General features: G+C 58.8%; 14 protein-coding genes and 1 tRNA gene. 10 read left to right on the top strand and 5 right to left on the bottom strand.

The genetic code is table 11. The features are described 5' to 3' along the window. The first annotated feature begins 2 nt into the window (after nt 1–2). The 8 genes from tolR (at nt 3) to AB5I78_RS23245 (ending at nt 5,852) form a co-directional block, all read left to right on the top strand. On the top strand, nt 3–455 hold the full coding sequence (gene tolR, locus AB5I78_RS23280) for a protein TolR (protein WP_161635741.1): 453 nt from the start codon (nt 3–5) through the stop codon (nt 453–455). Then, nucleotides 455–1,528, top strand: coding sequence for a cell envelope integrity protein TolA (gene tolA / locus AB5I78_RS23275; RefSeq protein ID WP_056858573.1), 1,074 nt, complete (start codon nt 455–457; stop codon nt 1,526–1,528). The genes tolR and tolA overlap by 1 nt, the downstream gene beginning before the upstream one ends. 17 nt (nt 1,529–1,545) lie before the next feature. After that, complete coding sequence (tolB, locus tag AB5I78_RS23270; protein WP_152745290.1) at nt 1,546–2,826, top strand: Tol-Pal system beta propeller repeat protein TolB; 1,281 nt, start codon at nt 1,546–1,548, stop codon at nt 2,824–2,826. A gap of 55 nt (nt 2,827–2,881) precedes the next feature. Next, nucleotides 2,882–3,382 carry a peptidoglycan-associated lipoprotein Pal gene (gene pal / locus AB5I78_RS23265; protein WP_003209827.1) on the top strand — a complete coding sequence of 167 codons (501 nt, stop codon included), beginning with the start codon at nt 2,882–2,884 and terminating at the stop codon, nt 3,380–3,382. 6 nt (nt 3,383–3,388) lie between these two features. Continuing rightward, nucleotides 3,389–4,222 carry a tol-pal system protein YbgF gene (gene ybgF / locus AB5I78_RS23260; protein ID WP_119736970.1) on the top strand — a complete coding sequence of 278 codons (834 nt, stop codon included), beginning with the start codon at nt 3,389–3,391 and terminating at the stop codon, nt 4,220–4,222. Nucleotides 4,223–4,386: 164 nt separating this feature from the next. Further along, nucleotides 4,387–5,034 carry a 7-carboxy-7-deazaguanine synthase QueE gene (gene queE, locus AB5I78_RS23255; RefSeq protein ID WP_145165353.1) on the top strand — a complete coding sequence of 216 codons (648 nt, stop codon included), beginning with the start codon at nt 4,387–4,389 and terminating at the stop codon, nt 5,032–5,034. Between the two features lies 1 nt (nt 5,035). Beyond that, nucleotides 5,036–5,713 carry a 7-cyano-7-deazaguanine synthase QueC gene (gene queC, locus AB5I78_RS23250; protein ID WP_369302090.1) on the top strand — a complete coding sequence of 226 codons (678 nt, stop codon included), beginning with the start codon at nt 5,036–5,038 and terminating at the stop codon, nt 5,711–5,713. 63 nt (nt 5,714–5,776) lie between these two features. Continuing rightward, nucleotides 5,777–5,852: transfer RNA gene (locus tag AB5I78_RS23245), tRNA-Lys, on the top strand. Nucleotides 5,853–6,060: 208 nt separating this feature from the next. Here the strand turns inward: AB5I78_RS23245 and pstB are convergent. The 5 genes from pstB to AB5I78_RS23220 all read right to left on the bottom strand — a co-directional run bounded on the left by pstB (nt 6,061) and on the right by AB5I78_RS23220 (nt 12,082). Beyond that, nucleotides 6,061–6,840 (bottom strand): phosphate ABC transporter ATP-binding protein PstB, encoded by a 780-nt coding sequence (gene pstB, locus AB5I78_RS23240; RefSeq protein ID WP_106578391.1) that lies wholly within the window; start codon nt 6,838–6,840, stop codon nt 6,061–6,063. Then, nucleotides 6,840–7,712 carry a phosphate ABC transporter permease PstA gene (pstA, locus tag AB5I78_RS23235; RefSeq protein WP_369302089.1) on the bottom strand — a complete coding sequence of 291 codons (873 nt, stop codon included), beginning with the start codon at nt 7,710–7,712 and terminating at the stop codon, nt 6,840–6,842. The genes pstB and pstA overlap by 1 nt, the downstream gene beginning before the upstream one ends. Beyond that, nucleotides 7,709–8,704, bottom strand: coding sequence for a phosphate ABC transporter permease subunit PstC (gene pstC / locus AB5I78_RS23230; RefSeq protein ID WP_369302114.1), 996 nt, complete (start codon nt 8,702–8,704; stop codon nt 7,709–7,711). The genes pstA and pstC overlap by 4 nt, the downstream gene beginning before the upstream one ends. A gap of 55 nt (nt 8,705–8,759) precedes the next feature. Beyond that, nucleotides 8,760–9,776 carry a phosphate ABC transporter substrate-binding protein PstS gene (pstS, locus tag AB5I78_RS23225; protein WP_119737129.1) on the bottom strand — a complete coding sequence of 339 codons (1,017 nt, stop codon included), beginning with the start codon at nt 9,774–9,776 and terminating at the stop codon, nt 8,760–8,762. Nucleotides 9,777–10,084: 308 nt separating this feature from the next. Further along, a complete protein-coding gene (locus AB5I78_RS23220) occupies nt 10,085–12,082 on the bottom strand; it encodes a PAS domain-containing protein (protein WP_369302088.1) in 1,998 nt (665 codons plus the stop codon). Between the two features lie 415 nt (nt 12,083–12,497). On the opposite strand from AB5I78_RS23220, the gene AB5I78_RS23215 reads away from it, so the two are divergent. Together AB5I78_RS23215 and AB5I78_RS23210 are read left to right on the top strand one after the other, a co-directional pair. Next, the gene (locus AB5I78_RS23215) at nt 12,498–13,784 is read left to right on the top strand and encodes an OmpP1/FadL family transporter (protein WP_369302087.1); all 1,287 of its coding nucleotides are present in this window, start codon (nt 12,498–12,500) and stop codon (nt 13,782–13,784) included. 129 nt (nt 13,785–13,913) lie between these two features. Continuing rightward, entirely contained in the window at nt 13,914–15,491 is a 1,578-nt protein-coding gene (locus tag AB5I78_RS23210; RefSeq protein WP_369302086.1) for a lactate dehydrogenase, read from the top strand. Nucleotides 15,492–15,548: the final 57 nt, after the last annotated feature.

Raw genomic sequence — 15,548 nt, 5'->3', positions numbered from 1 at the left:
TAATCGCTCGAGCTCGCAAAAAGCGCAAGCCGGTCGCCGAGATGAACGTAGTGCCTTACATCGACGTGATGTTGGTGCTGCTGGTCATCTTCATGGTGACCGCGCCGATGCTCAATCAGGGCGTGAAGGTTGATCTGCCCAAGGTTTCCAGCGAAGCCTTGCCGCAAGACAACAACACTCAGGTCCTGACCATTTCGATCAAGGCTGACAAGACCTATTACTGGAACCTTGGCAGCGAAGTCGACACCCAGAAACAGCAGGACAAGGCCATGACCTTGCCGCAGATGACCGATGCCGTGACCAAGATCATCCGGGCCGGTAACGAAGGCGGCAAGCACACCCAGGTGTTCATTCGCGGCGATAAAGTGGTCGACTATGGTTCCGTCATGGGCGCCATGGGTGGGCTGCAGAAGGCCGGCGTGGGTAACGTTGGCTTGATTACCGAGGCGCCCTGATGCAGCAACAGCGAGAGCCGTCCGCCTCGGAAAGCTACTTCTGGCCTAGCGTCTGGGCAATTGCCCTGCACGTCCTGGTGTTTGGCATGCTGTTCGTCAGCTTTGCCATGACTCCGGACCTGCCGCCAGCCAAGCCGATCGTGCAGGCGACCCTGTATCAGCTGAAATCGAAAAGTCAGGCCACCACCCAGACCAATCAGAAGATTGCGGGTGAGGCCCAGAAGTCGGCTGCGCGCCAGACTGAAGTCGAACAGATGGAACAGAAGAAGGTCGAGCAGGAAGCGGTGAAGGCTGCTGCGGAACAAAAGAAAGAAGAGGCGGCTCAAAAGGCCGAGGAATCGAAAAAGGCTGACGAAGCCAAGAAAGCTGACGAGGCGAAAAAGGCTGATGAAGCCAAGAAAGCCGACAAAGCTGCCGAAGCTAAAAAAGCCGAAGAGAAACAATTGGCTGATATAGCTAAGAAGAAGTCTGAAGAAGAAGCCAAAAAAGCTGCTGAAGAAGAGGCCAAGAAAAAGGCCGCTGAAGAAGCCAAGAAAAAGATAGTCGAAGACGCGAAGAAGAAAGCCGCCGAAGACGCCAAGAAAAAAGCTGAAGCAGACGAGGCGAAGAAGAAAGTCGCCGACGACGCGAAGAAGAAAGCTGCCGCCGACGCCAGCAAGAAAAAGGCCCAGGAAGCAGCACGTAAATCCGCCGAAGAGAAAAAGGCCCAGGCCTTGGCAGATTTGCTTTCCGACACGCCGCAGCGTCAGCAAGCCTTGGCCGATGAGCGTGGTGATGAAGTCGCGGGCAGTTTCGACGACCTGATTCGGGCACGAGCAGCGGAAGGCTGGACACGTCCACCTTCGGCACGCAAAGGCATGACAGTAGTGCTGCAGATCGGCATGTTGCCGGACGGTACGGTGACTTCGGTCAGCGTGGCCAAGTCCAGTGGTGACGGTTCGTTCGACAGTTCGGCGGTTGCCGCGGTCAAGAACATTGGCCGGTTGACCGAGATGCAGGGAATGAAACCAAGCGACTTCGCTCCCTATCGTTCATTCAAGATGACATTCACACCTGAGGATCTAGCCTTGTGAGAAACCTTCTTCGAGGAATGCTTGTCGTTATTTGCTGTATGGCAGGGATAGCGGCGGCGGATGAAAAGAACATCCTGGTTACCAGCGGTAGCGATCGGGCCACCCCGATTGCCGTAGTACCGTTCGGCTGGCAGGGCGGCAGCGTGCTGCCGGACGACATGGCCCAGATCGTCAGTGACGACCTGCGCAACTCCGGTTACTACGCGCCGATTCCAAAAGGCAACATGATCAGCCAGCCTAACCAGGCCAGCGAAGTTGTGTTCCGTGACTGGAAGGCAGTGGGCGCCCAGTACCTGATGGTCGGCAACATTACGCCGGCCGGCGGTCGCCTGCAGATCCAGTACACGTTGTTCAACGTGGCCACCGAGCAGCAGGTCTTGACCGGCAGCGTTTCGGGCACCGCCGAACAACTGCGGGACATGGCGCACTACATCTCCGACCAGTCGTTTGAAAAGCTCACCGGTATCAAAGGTGCTTTCTCGACGCGTCTGCTGTATGTAACGGCTGAGCGTTTCTCTGTAGACAACACTCGTTACACCTTGCAGCGTTCGGACTACGACGGTGCACGCGCTGTGACCTTGCTGCAATCGCGTGAGCCAATCCTGTCGCCGCGCTTTGCGCCGGACGGCAAGCGTATTGCCTACGTATCGTTCGAGCAGCGTCGTCCACGCATCTTCGTTCAGCACATTGATACCGGTCGTCGCGAGCAGATCACCAACTTCGAAGGCCTCAACGGTGCGCCAGCCTGGTCGCCGGATGGTTCGCGCCTGGCGTTCGTACTGTCCAAAGACGGCAACCCTGATATCTACGTGATGAACATGGCTTCGCGCCAGATCAGCCGTGTTACCAGCGGCCCGGGCATCAACACCGAACCGTTCTGGGGTAAGGATGGTTCGACCATCTACTTCACCTCCGACCGTGGCGGCAAGCCTCAAATCTACAAAACAAGCGTAGGTGGCGGTGGCGCAGAACGCGTGACCTTTATTGGTAACTACAATGCCAACCCTAAGCTTTCGGCTGATGAAAAGACGTTGGTGATGATTCACCGTCAGGATGGTTTCACTAATTTCCGGGTTGCGGCCCAGGATTTGCAGCGCGGAACCGTAAAAATCCTCACAGATACCAACCTTGATGAGTCAGCTACTGTTGCGCCCAACGGCACCATGGTAATCTACGCCACCCGCCAGCAGGGCCGGGGAGTCTTGATGCTCGTGTCCATTAATGGACGCGTAAGGCTCCCGCTTCCTACCGCTCAAGGCGAAGTCAGAGAACCGTCCTGGTCCCCTTACCTGAACTGACGCGGCGCTACAAAAAGAAGTACTTAACACACTGGGGTTCATTAGGAGTTTCACGATGGAAATGCTGAAGTTTGGTAAGTTTGCTGCTCTGGCTCTGGCTCTGTCCGTAGCCGTTGGTTGCTCGTCTAAAGGCGGCGACAATGCCGGTGAAGGCGCAGCTGTTGATCCAAACGCTGGTTACGGCGCTAACACTGGTGCAGTTGACGGCTCCCTGAGCGAAGAAGCTGCTCTGCGCGCTATCACCACTTTCTACTTCGAATACGACAGTTCGGACCTGAAGCCAGAAGCCATGCGCGCTCTGGACGTTCACGCGAAGGACCTGAAAGCTAACGGCGCTCGCGTTGTTCTGGAAGGTAACACTGACGAACGTGGTACTCGTGAGTACAACATGGCACTGGGCGAGCGTCGTGCGAAAGCCGTTCAGCGCTACCTGGTACTGCAAGGTGTTGCTCCAGGCCAACTGGAACTGGTTTCCTACGGTAAAGAGCGTCCAGTTGCTACTGGCCACGACGAGCAGTCCTGGGCTCAAAACCGTCGCGTCGAACTGCGTAAGTAATTCGTCATGCGAACGTGCCGTCGTGCTCTAACTGTATTGGCTCTCAGCCTCGCACCGCTTGCGGTGTGGGCTGCGGTTCCTGTGGAAGATAGCAACTCTGGCTATAACAATAGCGGGAGCAGTTATCCGCCAGCGGGTTATGGCACGAACGGCGCCTATGCTGGGGGAGCGGCTACGTCCGCTCCCTCGGCACAGGGCGAACTGTTCAACCAGCTGCAACGCATGCAGGATCAATTGTCGCAGCAACAAGGCACGATTGAAGTTCTGCAGAATCAAGTGAACCAGCTCAAGCAAGAAGGCCTGGAGCGTTACCAGGATCTTGACCGACGCATTGGAGCCGGCGTTACACCTGCCGCCACTCCTGATAATTCTTCTGCCGGTGGCGCACCAAGCGCCGCCGGTGGTGCAGCAGCAGGGGCCGCGGCGGCAAGCCAAGCCCCTGCTGCCAGCAGTGAACCGGGTGATCCGGCGAAGGAAAAGCTGTATTACGATGCAGCCTTCGACCTGATCAAAGCCAAGGATTTCGATAAGGCCAGCCAGGCCTTTACCGCATTCCTGCGCAAATACCCGAACAGCCAATACGCGGGCAATGCCCAGTACTGGTTGGGCGAGGTCAACTTGGCCAAGGGTGATTTGCAAGGTGCAGGCCAGGCTTTTGCCAAGGTCAGCCAGCTTTACCCAAAGCACGCCAAGGTGCCTGATTCGCTGTACAAACTCGCTGACGTAGAACGCCGCCTGGGTCACACCGACAAGGTAAAAGGCATTCTGCAGCAGGTGGTTGCCCAGTATCCGGGTACCTCCGCTGCCCAGTTGGCCCAGCGGGACTTGCAGCGCTTGTAAGCGATGCTTCCCGTTTAGAAGAAACCCGCGCCTGGCGCGGGTTTTTTCGTTAGAATCCACGCCCTTTTATGAAACACGCTTCCTGGGGTTTACGCGTTTGCGCAATTCCTTGAAGTGCCTGACGGAGGCGGACAGCCTGTTTAGCTGTTACGCCCGTGGCGACTATGCAAGACACATTACGTATTACCGAAGTTTTTTACTCGTTACAGGGTGAAACGCGCACTGCTGGCCTGCCTACTGTATTTGTACGGCTGACCGGCTGCCCCTTGCGTTGCCAATACTGTGACAGCGCCTACGCCTTCAGCGGCGGCACCGTGCGCACCCTGGACGACATCATCGAACAGGTTGCCGGCTTCAAGCCGCGCTACGTCTGTGTGACGGGCGGCGAACCCCTGGCCCAGCCCAATGCCATCCCACTGCTCAAGCGGCTGTGTGACGCCGGTTACGAGGTTTCACTCGAAACCAGCGGCGCCCTGGACATCTCGGCCGTGGATCCGCGCGTCAGCCGTGTGGTCGACCTCAAGACCCCTGGCTCCAAAGAGGCGCACCGCAACCTGTACGCCAACATGGACCTGCTGACCGCCAACGATCAGGTCAAGTTCGTGATCTGTTCCCGCGACGATTATGACTGGGCGGCTTCCAAGCTGATCCAGTACGGGCTGGACCGTCGTGCAGGCGAGGTGCTGTTCTCTCCAAGCCATCACGACCTGAACGCTCGCGACCTGGCTGACTGGGTGGTGGCGGACAACCTGCCGGTGCGCCTGCAGTTGCAGCTGCACAAATACCTGTGGAATGACGAGCCGGGGCGCTGATATGGCTGATCAAAAGCGTGCAGTCATCCTGCTTTCCGGCGGTCTGGACTCCGCCACCCTGGTGGCCATGGTCCGCGCCCAAGGCTTCAGCTGCTACACCCTGAGTTTCGACTACGGCCAGCGCCACCGCGCCGAGCTGAACGCCGCCGCGCGCGTGGCCCGTGACATGGGTGTGGTCGAACACAAGGTGATCGGCCTCAACCTCAATGGCATCGGCGGGTCCGCGCTCACCGACAGCAGCATTGACGTGCCCGAGGCGCCCAGTGAAGGCATTCCGCTGACCTACGTGCCAGCGCGCAACACCGTATTTCTGTCCCTGGCCCTGGGTTGGGCTGAAGTATTGAATGCTCGCGACATCTTCATCGGCGTCAACGCGCTGGACTACAACGGCTATCCGGACTGCCGGCCAGCGTACGTCGAGTCGTTCGAGCGCATGGCCAACCTGGCCACCAAGGCCGGCGTAGAGGGGCAGGGCTTCCGTATTCAGGCGCCGCTGCAGAACATGACCAAGGCGGACATTGTGAAGACTGGTGTAGGACTTGGCGTCGATTACACGCTGACTGTTTCCTGCTATCAGGCAGACGATGACGGCCGTGCATGTGGGAAATGCGACGCCTGCCGACTGCGCGCAGAAGGCTTCCAAGCGGCCGGAATTACTGACCCCACGCGTTATTTCTGATTTATTTAAAATAAGGTGTTGAATAATCCTTAGAAATCAGTATTATACGCGCCACCACACAGCGGGTCGTTAGCTCAGTTGGTAGAGCAGTTGGCTTTTAACCAATTGGTCGTAGGTTCGAATCCCACACGACCCACCATTTTTGGCGGTTTAGAAAATCCGGAAGGCCCACGCAAGTGAGGATTTCCGGGTTTTTTTTTTGCCTGTGATTTGGGCCTTGCGACGCCAGGCGCCTGCGCGTCCTTGGCGTACAGACTTATCGCGACCTGTGCATCGATCAATACATAAGCTCAGCCCGCTCGGACTGAGCCCGCCACCAAGCCCCAATGCTTTGCCACGCCGAGCGGTTACCCAAACCGCCCGGTAATGTAGTCCTCAGTCTGCTTCATCTTCGGCGTGGTAAAGATCTGGTCGGTCTTGCCGTACTCAATCAATTCCCCCATGAACATGAACGCGGTGTTGTCCGACACCCGAGCGGCCTGCTGCATGTTGTGGGTCACGATGATCACCGTGTACTGCGTCTTCAACTCCGTAATCAATTGCTCGATGCGCCCGGTGGAAATGGGGTCGAGCGCTGAGGTCGGCTCGTCCAGCAGCAACACTTGCGGGCGCAGCGCGATGGTGCGTGCGATACACAGTCGCTGTTGCTGACCACCGGAGAGGCTCTGTGCGCTCTGGTTGAGTTTGTCTTTGACCTCATCCCACAGGGCGCCGCCGCGCAGGGCTTGTTCGACGCGATCGTTCATTTCGCGGCGGGAAAGTTTTTCGTGGTGGCGCACGGCATAGGCGATGTTGTCGTAGATCGACATCGGAAACGGCACCGGCTTTTGGAACACCATGCCCACGTGGCTGCGCAGGCGGTTCATCGAGTAGCCGGGAGCGAGGATGTTTTCGCCATTGAGCAGGACTTCGCCACGGGCTTCCTGCTTGGGGTACATCGAGTAGATGCGGTTGAACACGCGCAGCAAGGTGGATTTGCCACAGCCCGAGGGGCCGATGATGGCGGTGATGCGTTTTTCCGGGATATCAATGTCGATGGCGTTCAGCGAGCGCTGGTTGTTGTAGAAAAACTCCAACCCGCGCACCTGGATTTTGGTTTTTTCGTGAGCAATGCCGGTAGCGTCCATCAGTGAGACCTATTGCGTAAAAGAATCAGGCGGGATGTCAGGCTCAGCACCAGCACGAACAGCGTCAGCACCAGTGCACCCGCCCAGGCGAGCGCGTGCCAGTCATCGAACGGGCTCATGGCGTACTGGAAAATAACCACGGGCACGCTGGCAATCGGCTTGAGCAAGTTGCTGCTCCAGAACTGATTGCCGAAGGCGGTGAACAGCAAGGGCGCGGTTTCACCGGTGATCCGTGCCAGAGCGAGCAGGATGCCGGTGACGACGCCGGCCTTGGCCGCTCTCAACACAATCTGCAGCGTCAACTTCCATTGCGGTACACCCAATGCCAAGGCTGCCTCGCGCATGGTCGAAGGTTGCAGCTGGAGCATTTCATCGGTGGTGCGCACCACTACCGGGATCACCAGCAGAGCCAGGGCCAGGGCACCGGCGATGGCGGAAAACCCGACCTGATGGTTGGTCACAAGGTTCAGCGGCAGGATGACGCCGGTGTAGATAAATAGGCCCAGCACAATCGATGGCGCCGACAGCAGGATGTCGTTGATAAACCGCACCGTGGTGCCCAGGCGCGAGTGGCGGGCGAACTCCGCCAACCAGATTCCCGCCATCAGCCCGATGGGCGTGCCAATCAACAGCGCGATGCCGGACATCAGCGCGCTGCCGTAAAACGCATTGGCCAGCCCGCCTTCGGTGCCGGGTGGCGGGGTCATCTGGGTAAACAGGCGCAGGTTCAGAGCCTGGAACCCATTGATCAGGGTGGTCAGCAGAATCCACGCCAGCCACAGCAAGCCAAAGGCGGTGGCGCCGCAACTGAAGAACATGGCCACAGCGTTTTTAAGCGCGCGCTGGCGGTACAGGCGTTCGTGAGTGTTCATAACCCTTCCTTACGCGACAAGCGCATCAGCATCAGGCGTGCCAGTGCCAGCACCACGAATGTCACGATAAACAGCAAGAAGCCCAAGGCGATCAGCGCGGAGCGATGCAGGTCGGTGTAGGCCTCGCTGAATTCGTTGGCGATGACGGAGGCAATCGAGCTGCTGGGCATCAGCAGGGACGCGGAAAACTGTTGCGCGTTACCCAATACAAAGGTCACGGCCATGGTCTCGCCAAGGGCGCGGCCCAAGCCGAGAAAGATCCCACCAACGACGGCCGAGCGGGTGTAGGGCAAGACGATGTCCCACACCACTTCCCAGGTAGTGCTGCCAAGCGCGTAGGCCGATTCTTTCAACGGCGTGGGCACACTGCGAAACACCTCATGCATCACCGAGGTGATAAACGGCATGATCATCACCGCCAGCACGATGCCGGCAGTGAGCATGCCAATTCCCAACGGCGGGCCCTGGAACAGCGAGCCCACAAAGGGCAGGGCGCCCAGGTAGTCATTGATCAAGGGCGAGAGGTGTTCGGCCATGAACGGCCCGAACACGAACAGGCCCCACATGCCGTAGATGATCGAGGGGATACCGGCGAGCAGTTCAATCGCCGACGCGACCGGCATCTTCAGCCACGGCGGCGCGACTTCGGTAAGAAAAATCGCGATGCCAAAGCTCACCGGCACCGCAATCAGCAAGGCCAGAAACGAGGTGACCAAGGTGCCGTAAATCGGCACTACGGCACCAAAGTGGTTGTTCACCGCATCCCATTCGGTGCTGGTGATAAAGCTCCACCCGAAGGTCTTGAACGCCAGGCTGCCGCCCCACAGGGTCGAGGCGGCAATGGCACCCAGCAGCACCAACACCAGCATGGCTGCGCCGAACATCGAGCGTTTGAACCACAAATCGTGGCGTTGATCGCGGGTGGCACGACGGTCGCCCGCGGTGTCGCCTGCGTGAGTACTCATAACCAGCGGGTGGACGGTGTCGTTCATATCAGATGTGCTCACCGCCTTCCTCAATCAATGAGCAAGGCGGTTGTAGGGCGAATCAGTTGGCGAAGTCAGACTTCCAGTAACCTTCGATGCGCGACACCAGGGAGTCCGGCAGGGCTACGTAGTCCAGCGCTGCTGCCTGTTGCTGGCCTTTTTCCAGCGACCATTTGAAGAAGCTGAATGCCGCCTGGCTTTGCTCGGCATTCTTGGGTTGCTTGTACATGATGATCCAGGTGGTCGCCGTGATCGGCCACGCGCCTTCGCCTGGGGCGTTGGTCATGATCAGGTTGAAGTCCTTGGCGTTGGCCCAGTCGGCGGTGTCCGCGGCTGCCTGGAACGCTTTGGCGTCAGGTTTGACGAATTTGCCCGACGCATTCTTCAACTGGGTGTAGGTCATCTTGTTCTGCAGGGCGTAGGCGTACTCCACAAAGCCAATGGAGTTCTTGATCTGCTTCACGTAGGCCGAAACGCCTTCGTTGCCTTTGCCGCCCACACCCACCGGCCACGGCACAGTGGTGCCGAAACCGATCTTGGTTTTCCAGCTGTCGCTGACTTTGGCCAGGTAGTTGGTGAAGTTGTACGAGGTGCCTGAACCGTCGGAGCGGTGTACCACGGTGATGTTTGCCACCGGCAGGTTCAAGCCCGGGTTGAGCGCGGCGATGGCCGGGTCGTTCCAGGCCTTGATGTCACCAAGGAAGATCTTCGCGAGCACGTCGCCGTCGAGCTTCAACTGGCCCGGCGCAATGCCTTCCACATTCATCACCGGCACGATGCCGCCGATCACGCTGGGGAACTGGCCCAGGCCGCCGGCCTTGAGTTCATCGGCGGACAGCGGGGCGTCGGAGGCGCCGAAGTCCACGGTGGCGGCCTTGATTTGGGCAATACCGCCGCCGGAGCCGATCGACTGGTAGTTGATGCGGTTGCTGGAGTTCTTGCTGTAGTCCTGCGACCACTTCGACAGCACCGGGTAGACGAAGCTGGAACCGGCACCGGTAACGTCAGTGGCGTGGGCCACGCCGCTCAGGCACAGGGCGGCGAACAGAACAGACAGACTTTTTTTAGTCGGCAACATCACGACAACACCTCAAGGGAAGGGTTAAGTGGGATAGGTCCACCTGTCTAAGACGTGACGATTTAATTCCTGAGATATGTCTGTTTAATGACGGTTTGGCTTTATGAAGAAACATTTAGAAATGTCTGCGCCGGTGAACGCGGACTTGCCCTCGTCCAGCTTCAATGTCGGGGTGTGGGCACGGGTTAAGGGTTGGTTTTGCGGGTTTTGGTTGCAGTGCCGGGGGGGCGGGATGGTTTTTGATTGTTGCAGAGGAACTGCTTAATCGAAGTGTTTAGAGACGGGGCCGGTGCGGTCCCGTCTCAGGCTTAGCTTTGTGCGGTGAGGTTCAGGCGACTCTTGACGACTTTTTGCAAGAGCACGGCCAATGCTTCGGTGGAGTAGGGCTTTTGCAACAGCACAAAACGCTGGGCCTCTTCCTTGGCGATACGTGCGAATTCGTCGTTGTAACCCGTGGTGAGCACCACCGGCAGCCACGGGTAGAGAGCTTCGAGCGCATCGAGCAATTCCAGTCCGCTCATGCCCGGCATGGAAATGTCGGAGAACACCACCTGGAAGCTTTCCGGGTTCGGCGCAAGGGCCTCGAGCGCACTGTGGGCGTCCGCGACCCAAAGCACTTTGAAACCCATCTGTTCCAAGGTCTGCGAGGTGTAGAGGCCGACGTCGGGATTGTCCTCAACCATCAGCACGCACAGGTCAGAGGCGATGGGTACGTCGTGACTGTCCTGGATGACGGGCATCAAACCGGCTTCGACTTTGGGCAGGTACAACATAAACTGGCTGCCTTTGCCGCACTCGCTTCGCACCAGGATTTCACCGCCCGACTGCTTGGCAAAGCCATACACCTGCGACAAGCCCAGCCCGGTGCCCTGGCCGATGGCCTTGGTGGTGTAGAAGGGTTCGAAGATCGCGTCGAGCTTCTCCGGAGCAATGCCCGATCCGGTGTCGCTCAACTCAATCGTCACGTACTCGGCGACTCGCACCGGGTGGGCACGCACTGAAGGCAGCCACGTAGCGGTTGCCACCCTGATCGCCAATTGGCCGTTGCCGGCCATGGCATCCCGGGCATTGACCACCATATTCACCAGGGCGGTGTCGAATTGGCTTTCATCGGCGTTGATAAAGCAGGGTTCCTGCGGCACCTCGATGGTGACCTTGACGCGTGAGCCGGTCAGGCTGTCCATCATTTCGCCCACGCGCAATACGCTGTCGCCGACGTTGAAAACCTCCGGACGCAGCGCCTGGCGGCGCGCGAAGGTCAGCAGTTGGGCGGTCAGGCGCGCGGCGCGGTCCACGGTGCTGGCGATGGCTTCCACGTACTTGATGCGCCGCACTTCGCTCAAAGAAGGCGTCTTGAGCAAGTCAGCGCAAGACTTGATGACCGTCAGCAGGTTATTGAAATCGTGTGCGACGCCACCGGTGAGTTGGCCGATTGCTTCAAGCTTCTGCGACTGACGCAGGGCGTCTTCCGACAGACGCAGGGCTTCCTTGGCTTCTTCTTCGGCCTGGATATCCCGGCCCACCGCGTGGATGTAGTCGCTGTCGGGCACGGCCGTCCAGGCGATCATGCGGTAGCTGCCGTCCTGGTGGCGGTAGCGGTTCTTGAAATTGGGAAAATTCTTGCCGTCCCCCAGGCGGCTGACCGCCGAGGAGGAGACCGCGAGGTCTTCCGGGTGCACCAAGTCCAGCAGCTGACTGCCCACCAAGTCGTGTTCGGTGTGGCCGAGCATGCGTGTCCAGGCCGGGTTCACCGCGGAGATGACGCCGTCGAGCTGGGCGACCAGCATCAGGTCCGGCGACAGGCGCCAGATACGATCGCGATCGCGGGTGCGCTCCATCACCCTTTGCTCAAGGGATTCGTTGAGTGTGCGCAGGGACTCTTCGGCTTCACGCAGGGCAGTGATATCACGCGAGACACAGAGGATCTGTTCCGGCCGGCCGTCACGGTCGAGGATCGGGCTGACCTGCACATGCCACCATTTCAGGTTGCCGGCCAGCGTCTCGGCGGGGCCGATGAAACTTGCGCTTTCACCGTTTTTGGCGGCCTGTACGGCAGCCTTGGCATCCGCGTTTCCCTTGTCCTGCCAGAAGTCGGGCCAGGGGCAGCCGCGGATCGCGTTGAAGTCACTGACTTCCATGATTTTCATGCCGCCTTCGCTCATGAAGGTGAGGCGGGCGTCGAGGTCCAGAACCTTGATGCAATCGTTGATGCTGGCCAGAACGCGCTCGGTGAACGCTTCGCTTCTGCCCAAGCCGGTGGCGGCCAGCTCGCTTGGCTCTGAGCCGATCCCGACAGTGGTATTCATTTGAGTTTGGCCGAGTGGGAGTAAATGGGCCGTATCATGTCATTACGATACCTATCTCACCAGCGACTTCCTCCCGTACGGTGCTGACTTTGCGCTGGCAAAGCGTTGGTGTTGACGTTTAGGCGGTGGATACTCGCGACACGTTGGCCAGACACACTCGATGCAATCGCAGGCAACCAGTGCGCACGTTGGATTGGGTTGAGCTTACGAGGGCGGGCTGCCCTGGCGTTACGGGCAGTTAAAACCAGGCGGTCACGATCAGGTTAAAAGGTCATAAAAAGACGCCGAAAAACGGGCAAAGTCTTTGAAAACTCTAGAATTGTCCGACAATCGTGTGCATGAAAAACTCTTCATAAACCCTCGGCTCGAACGTTGGTAGTTTTCCCGGCGCTGACCAATAATTCGAGTCCTAATAATGAATAACAAAACTCTTAAAAGCGCCTTGGCGCTTTGCGTTTCGCTTGCCTCTACACAGCTGCTCGCCGGTGGCTTCGCCCTCAATGAACAAAGCATCAGTTCAATGGGCACAGGCTACGCCGGGCGTTCTTCCTCGGCCGACGACGCCAGCACGGTGTTCGGCAACCCGGCCGGCATGTCGCGCCTCAAGCACAATGAAGTCAGCATCGGGGCGACCTACCTGGATGCCAAAACCAATATCAAGGACGCCAGCTCCAGCCAGGGCGGCGTCGATAACCCTGGCACCAACAAGGGCGACATGGTCCCCGGCATTGCCGTGCCGATGGGTTACCTGGTTACGCCGATCGATGAACACTGGGCGTTTGGCCTGGGCATCTACGCACCGTTTGGCCTGGTGACCGACTATGAGCACAGCTTCCAGGGCAATGGTTTTGGGAATAAGAGCAAGATTGAAGTCCTCACCGTGCAGCCGACCGTCAGCTACGCGTTCAACGACAAGGTGTCGGTAGGTTTCGGCCCGACCTTCAACAAAATCAGCGGCGAGCTTGACTCCAAGGTACCGGCGTTCGGGCTGGGTACGGAAACGGCCAAGATCAAGGGCGACGACACCGCGATGGGCTTTAACGCCGGTATCCTGGTGCAGGCGCTGGACAGTACCCGCGTCGGCCTCACCTACCATTCGCAAGTGGTGTATCACTTGAGTGGTCATACCGACGCCTCGGGCGTGCTCTCCGACCTGTTGGACGGCGGGGCACAGAAGTATGACGCCAAGCTGAATGTCACCACGCCGTCTTCCGTGGACCTTTCCGTTACTCACCAGCTGACCGATGCCTTGACCCTTTACGTGGGCAGCACCTACACCCGCTGGAGCCAGCTGAAGAAGATCACGGTGAACAATTCCGGCGTGTCCGAACTGACGGCTGAGCTGGCAGGCCTGGGTTCCATCACCGAGCAGGAGCACTGGCACGACACGTGGTCCCATGCGATCGGCCTGTCGTATCAGCTCAACAAACAACTGGTGCTGCGCACCGGCTTCTCGGTGGACCAGACGCCGACCAACAACACCGACCGTTCCGTACGGATTCCTACGGGCGACCGTACCGTGTTCAGCCTGGGTGCCGGCTGGACACCGGTGGATAACCTGACGTTTGACGTGGCCTATTCCTACCTGAAGGAAGAGCCGATCAAGATTCGCGACAACAACCCTCAGTTGGCGCTGACCTACGACGCCGAATATGAAAACAGCGCCAATGGTTTCGGGGGTTCGGTGACTTACCGCTTCTGACGTGCGCCATACCGCAAAGAGCCAGTTTTTTGGCATGGCTCTTTGCCTTCCATTTAGGTATCAGTGCTATTAATCCCGGCGCGTCTTGGTTAGATTGAACGCTACTCAGCTTTTAAGACACGGACTGTCATGACCACGCTAACGCCTGTTATAGCGACCAATCCCCTCATTGTTCGGGCTGCGACCAGCACGCCGCCGGCCACCTCGGCGAACACCCTCGATGTCTCACCAACGCGGCCTTCTTCAGTGGTCAGCCTTGGCAATCCGGCAGCCGATGTCGTCGATACTTACTCTCGAAACGGTTTGTTGCCCGGCCAGGAAAGCGTGCGGACCTGGGAAAACAACAGCGATGATTCGATCACCTGGGTCATCAACGCCAACTTCCACTCGGTCACTACGGCCAGCCGCTACAGTGGCCTGGGCGCTGCGTTAGTGGACCAATTCACCAAAGGTGGCGGTGCCGCTATTTCCCAGTCGCTGCTCAACACCACCGCTGACCGCGCTGGCGACACCGATGCAATCAAGGCGGACCAGACGCTGCTGCACAGCAAGGCCGACAACCAGGTCAGCCTCAGCATCAAGACTGCCAGCGGCAAGACCGTCACGTTCAGCCTGTCCAACCAGAAAGATGGTCTGGGCGTGCAGGCCACCGTAGAAGGCGGGGAGTTGACCGCCGATGAACTCAAGGCCGTCGGCCAGTTGGGCAGCGCATTCCAGGCCTCGGTCGACGGGCTGACCGCCGTGCCGCCGAAACTCGACTTGAGCAGGCTGACTCAGTTCGACGCCAAGCTGCTGTCGTCGGTGGACCTCAATGCCAAGGTGAAGGACTCGAACGGTGAGGACATTACTCTGGCCTTTCATGCCGACAGCGAGAGCCGTACCACGCGCATGAGTGGCCCGGCGGGTCAGATTGACCTCACGGTGGACCTGAGAAACGCGGCGATCCTAGGCAATGCCAAGCAGCAGGCCAAGGCGCTGCAAACCTACCTAGCGCAGTTCGACCGCGTCGAGCGGCGCGGCAGTGCCAACGCGGACCTGATGGCCATGTTCAAGGACGCGTTCAGCGCCATGAACAGCAACTATCCGCCCGGGGCTGGCACTGCAAACCCGCTGACGAATAACCCGACCGACAAAGGCTTGCTGACGGGCCTGGCTGACTTCAAGGCCTCGATCAAACAGGCGGCGGGCGCGCCCAATTCGATGCGTCGGTCGGAAGTTGAGGGCTTTTCCTACAGCGTGTCGCAGAAGACCCAGGTCAATGGCCGCAGCACGGGCGACCGCAGCGTCACCCAGAACCAGCAATCGCTGCTGTCGGCCAGCTTCCATAAAGGCCTCGACGGTGGCAAACCGCCGGTTTTTGACGGCTCTCGCGAATCGCAGAATTACCTGTATGTGCAAGTGCAGGACAAGGCCAGCAGCACCGCAACCTTCGCCTATAAAGACGGCCGACTGACGAATGCGTCCGTTACCCAATCGGCTTCCCAGAACACCCACACGCAGAAATACGTGATGGGCAACCGGGTGCAAGACAGCGTGGTGCCGAAGGAAGCCTCAACCAAGCGCGACTACCTAGCGCTGCTTGAGCACGCCGCGCAGCAGAGCAAAAAGTCCAAGGATGCCCTGGAGCAGTCAACCTTGAAGGATGCCTTGGCCAACATGCATGACTCGATCCTGTTGCAGAACGATCCGGATGTACTGATGCGCTGACGTTCGGCGTGATCAAAGCGGGAAGGCCCAGTGATGCGCCTTCCCGTTTTTTTGCCC

Origin of the sequence: Pseudomonas sp. N2-3-1-14 (genome assembly GCF_041228395.1) — a bacterium.
GTDB lineage: Bacteria > Pseudomonadota > Gammaproteobacteria > Pseudomonadales > Pseudomonadaceae > Aquipseudomonas.
The sequence above is the reverse complement of the archived record's forward strand: the minus strand, read 5'-3'. Positions and strand labels throughout refer to the sequence as shown.